The organism is Saccharomonospora iraqiensis subsp. iraqiensis (genome assembly GCF_000430445.1).
Taxonomy (GTDB): Bacteria; Actinomycetota; Actinomycetes; order Mycobacteriales; family Pseudonocardiaceae; genus Saccharomonospora; species Saccharomonospora iraqiensis.
Genome location: NZ_KE387108.1, coordinates 34246 through 38590 on the forward strand (window position 1 = coordinate 34246; position 4345 = coordinate 38590).

General features: G+C 72.7%; 6 protein-coding genes. 3 read left to right on the forward strand and 3 right to left on the reverse strand.

Annotated elements, in window-relative coordinates; translation table 11 throughout:
- Window positions 1-249 (forward strand): sigma-70 family RNA polymerase sigma factor (locus ACTIR_RS0115630; protein ID WP_026454979.1); only part of this gene is annotated, 249 nt, incomplete at its 5' end.
- Between the two features lie 27 nt (window positions 250-276).
- Here ACTIR_RS0115630 and ACTIR_RS0115635 read toward each other — a convergent pair.
- The 3 genes from ACTIR_RS0115635 to ACTIR_RS27245 all read right to left on the reverse strand — a co-directional run bounded on the left by ACTIR_RS0115635 (window position 277) and on the right by ACTIR_RS27245 (window position 1947).
- Window positions 277-1263 carry a TIGR03557 family F420-dependent LLM class oxidoreductase gene (locus ACTIR_RS0115635; RefSeq protein WP_026454980.1) on the reverse strand — a complete coding sequence of 329 codons (987 nt, stop codon included), beginning with the start codon at window positions 1261-1263 and terminating at the stop codon, window positions 277-279.
- 103 nt (window positions 1264-1366) lie between these two features.
- Window positions 1367-1663: a WhiB family transcriptional regulator gene (locus tag ACTIR_RS0115640; RefSeq protein WP_007026474.1), complete on the reverse strand. Its 297-nt coding sequence runs from the start codon at window positions 1661-1663 to the stop codon at window positions 1367-1369.
- A gap of 107 nt (window positions 1664-1770) precedes the next feature.
- Complete coding sequence (locus tag ACTIR_RS27245) at window positions 1771-1947, reverse strand: hypothetical protein (RefSeq protein ID WP_199285633.1); 177 nt, start codon at window positions 1945-1947, stop codon at window positions 1771-1773.
- Window positions 1948-2021: 74 nt separating this feature from the next.
- Between ACTIR_RS27245 and ACTIR_RS0115650 the strand changes: the two genes are divergently transcribed.
- A complete protein-coding gene (locus tag ACTIR_RS0115650; RefSeq protein WP_026454981.1) occupies window positions 2022-3038 on the forward strand; it encodes a sodium:calcium antiporter in 1017 nt (338 codons plus the stop codon).
- A 76-nt stretch (window positions 3039-3114) separates the two neighbouring features.
- Entirely contained in the window at window positions 3115-4296 is a 1182-nt protein-coding gene (locus tag ACTIR_RS0115655) for a saccharopine dehydrogenase family protein (RefSeq protein ID WP_026454982.1), read from the forward strand.
- The last annotated feature ends 49 nt before the right edge of the window (window positions 4297-4345 follow it).

Sequence of the window (4345 nt, forward strand, 5' to 3'; positions counted from 1 at the left end):
CCCGAACGCGCCAACACCGGCGCCGGGCCCGAACGCCGGGCGCTGGAGGCCGAGCGCGGCCGTCGGCTCGACGACCTGCTCGACCGGCTGCCCGCCGTGCAACGCGAGATACTCGTCCTGCGTGTCGTGGTGGGCCTGTCGGCAGGCGAGACCGCCCGGGCCCTCGGCCTGTCCCCCGCGAACGTGCGCACGCTCCAGCACCGCGCGCTGCGCCGACTGCGCGGGTGGGTCGGCGTCGGTGAGCTGTGACCGCCTCGACCGTCGGCACCCACCGGGTCAGCTCCGCCCGGCCGCCTCCCGCAGCGCGGGCAGGATCTCCCGCTCGGCGGCCTCCAGGAACGGTTCCTGCCGGTCTCCGCCCACCTGCACCAGGGCGAGGTCGGTGAAACCCGCGTCGAGGAACGCCCGTGCGGAACGCACGACCCGCTCGGTGCTCGCCCCGCACGGGATCGCCGCGGCCACGTCCTCCTCGGTCACGAACCGGGTCGCCGCATCGAACGCGGCCGTACCGGGCAGCTCCGCGTTGACCTTCCAGCCGCCCGCGAACCAGCGGAACTGTTCGCGCGCCCGGCGCACCGCGGCCTGCTCGTCGGCGTCCCAGGACACCGGGATCTGCCCGATCTTGCGGGAGGTCTCCTGCCGCAGGGCGGACCGGGCCGCATCCCATCCCCGGCAGAGTTCCGCCTCGGGATCCACCGCGATCATCGCGTCGGAGACCGGCGCGAACCGCCGCACCGACTGGGCACCGGAGACCGCGACGCCGATCGGGACCCGCCACTCGGGTAGGTCCCAGAGCTTCGCCGAGTCCACCCGGAAGTGGTGTCCGGCGAAGTTGGTGTATCCGCCGTCGAAGAGGTCACCGATGATCTCCAGCGCCTCGGACAGCATCTCGTGCCGCACGTTCACCGGCGGCCAGCCGCGCCCGACCACGTGCTCGTTGAGATTCTCCCCCGCACCGAGTCCGAGGAGGAACCGGCCGCCGGACAGTTCCTGGATCGTCGCGGCCTTCTGCGCGACGACGGCCGGGTGGTACCGCATCGTCGGGCACGTCACGTACGTCATCAGCTCCAGGCGCTCGGTGGCCTGGGTGACGGCCCCCAGCACGCTCCACGCGTACGGGGCGTGTCCCTGACTGTCCAACCAGGGCGAATGGTGGTCGCTCATCACCGCGAAATCGAAACCCGCGCGCTCGGCGCCGGCGGCATGGCCGACGAGCGGACCGGGTCCGGCCTGTTCGGTGAGCAGTGTGTACCCGAACCGCACGGGCACTCCCTTCGACGATGCGGCCTCGGTCCCCACGACCCGTCCCGGACGGGCCGTGGGGTGCGGGCGAAGGCCGCGTGCCGTGCCCCCGCCCCGGTCGGGATCAGCCCGTCGGCTGCAGCTTCTTGCGCCGCGCGATGGCCTCGCGGCGCTCGGTCTCGTCGAGGCCGCCCCACACCCCGAACGGCTCCTGCACCGTCAGGGCATGGTGTCGACATTGGACGATCACCGGGCACGTCCGGCAGATCTCCTTGGCGCGGGCCACCCTGTCGGCGCGCGCGAATCCGCGTTCTCCATCAGGATGGAAGAACACGGAGCTGTCGAGATTGCGGCAGTTACCGTGCCGCTGCCATTCCCACACCTCGGCGACAGGAGTGGGCAGGCGGGACGTGTCGGCCATTGGTCACCTCCGTGCTCGTGAACCGCGTCGGTCGGACCGTGTCCGTGGAACCGGGTCAGTGCGGTGCGTGTACCCCGGTGCCGGAGAACTCACACCCGGTGCGGGGCTCAGCCGCTCGGACGCTCGTCGTCCTCGTCGACCGGCACCGGCGCGGCCTGCTCGGCCACGTCCGCGGGGTCGGCGTCCAGGGGCGCGCCGACCGGGGCCGGGGCGTCCTCACCGAACACGGGCTGCTGCTGCTCCTCGAGATCCGCCTCGGGGGCCAGGTCGTGGTTCTCCGTCATGATCGGGCAGGTACCCCGGCGCCCGGGTTTTCAATCCGGGCGGTGCGGGGTATACGGCGCCCACTGTGAGCTGGATGAATGCCGTCTGGGGGCTGCCCGTCGCGATTCCGGTCTTCGTGGTCTCGGCCACAGTGATCGGGTTCGCGGGAGTGCGGCTCGCCCGCGTCGTCGACCGACTGGCCGATCGCACCGGACTGGGTGAGGCGATCGCCGGGATGGTGCTGCTCGCCGGAGCGACCTCCCTGGCGGGCCTGGTGGTCAGCATCGTCGCCGCGCTCTCCGGCGAGCCCAGCCTCGCGGTGAGCAACTCCGCGGGCGGGATCGCGGCGCAGACCGCGTTCATCGTCGTCGCCGACCTGGCCTACCGCCGGATCAATCTGGAACACGCCGCCGCGTCCCTGACCAACATCTTCAGCAGTCTGCTGATGGTGGTGATGCTGTCGCTGGTGCTGCTCGGCGCGACCTCGCCGCCCGTCACCGTCGCCGGGGTGCATCCGGCCACGGCACTGCTGCTGCTCAGCTACGGGTACGGGCTCGTCCTCAGCCGCAAGGTCGGCCAGGAACCGATGTGGAAGCCGACGAGGACCACCGCCACCCGCACCGACGTCCCGGGATCCGACGACGGCACCGAGCCGACCCGACGGCTGTGGGGCGGGTTCGTCGTGCTGACCGCGGCGGTGTTGCTCGCCGGGTTCGGCATCGGGCGCGCCGGGGTGTCGATCGCCGAACAGAGCGCGCTGACCGGCACCACGGTCGGCACGTTCCTGACCAGCGTGGCGACCTCGCTGCCGGAACTGGTCACCACCGTGGCGGCGGTGCGGGCGGGGGCGCTCACCCTCGCGGTGGCCGGCATCGTCGGCGGGAACACGTTCGACCTGCTGTTCATCGCCGGCGCCGACGTCGCCTACCGGCAGGGCTCGATCTACCACGCGATCACGTCGACGGACCTGTTCGTGCTGGCGTGGACGATGCTGCTGATCGGCGTGATCGCCGCGGGGCTGGTCCGGCGGCAGCGGGAGGGCATCGGATTCGAGGGATTCGCGGTGCTGGGGATCTACCTCGGCGGGCTGGTGATCGTGTCCACCGGTTGAGCCACGTCACCTCGCGCGGCCGCACCGGCCGCCGGTGTGTTACACCTCGGACACGCACCGTCCAGGGAGGCAAGCCATGGCCGAACGAGCCCGCGAACACGACCTCGTCCTGTTCGGAGGTACCGGCTTCACCGGGGGACTGACCGCGGAGTACCTCGCCCGGCACGCCCCCGAGGGGTGCCGGTGGGCACTGGCCGGACGCAACCGGGACAAGCTCGAACGGCTGCGGGACCGGCTCGCCGCGATCGACCCGTCCTGCGCCGACCTCCCGCTGCTGCACGCGGACGCCACCGACGAGGGCTCGCTGCGCGCGGTCGCCGCCGCGACCCGGGTGGTGATCACCACCGTCGGCCCGTACCTGCACCACGGGGAGCCGCTGGTCGCGGCGTGTGCGGCCGAGGGGACCGACTACGTCGACCTCACCGGGGAGCCGGAGTTCGTCGACCGCATGTACCTGGCGCACCACGCCACCGCGCGGCGTACCGGCGCCCGGCTGGTGCACGCCTGCGGGTTCGACTCGATCCCCTACGACCTGGGCGTGTACTTCACGGTCGGGCACCTGCCGGAGGACACCCCACTGACCGTGCAGGGCCAGGTGCGGGCGAAGGCCGAATTCTCCGGGGGCACCTACTCCTCGGCACTGACGGTGTTCTCCCGGGCGAAGGAGATGGCCCGCACGGCGCGGGAACGGCGCCGTGTCGAGGCGCGTCCCGGGAACCGGCGGATCCACCTGCCCTCCGGACCACCGCGGCGGGACGCCGGGACGGGCCGGTGGCTGGTCCCGATCCCGACACTCGACCCGCAGATCGTCGGCCGCTCGGCGGCGGCCCTGCCGCGGTACGGACCCGAGTTCACCTACCGGCACTACGCGGCGGTCAAGCGCCTGCCCACCGTGCTGCTGGGCGCGCTCGGTCTCGGGGTGCTCGGTCTCGCCTCCCGCATCCCGCCCGCGCGCCGGGCGCTGGCGAATGTGCGCAAGCCCGGTGCGGGCCCGAGCGAGCAGCGGCGGCTGAAGTCGTGGTTCCACGTGCGCTTCGTCGGCGAGGGCGGCGGCGAACGGGTGGTCACCGAGTTCGCGGGCGGGGACCCGGGATACGACGAGACGTCGAAGATGCTCGCCGAGTCGGCGCTGAGTCTGGCCTTCGACGACCTGCCCGAGACCAGCGGTCAGGTGACCACGGCGGCGGCGATGGGTGACGCCCTGCTCACCCGCCTGTCCCGCGCCGGGTTGACCATCCGGGTCGTGGAGCGCGGCTGAACCGCCAGGACGCTGCCACGCCCGGCGGCCGATCTCCGGGCCGCCGCCA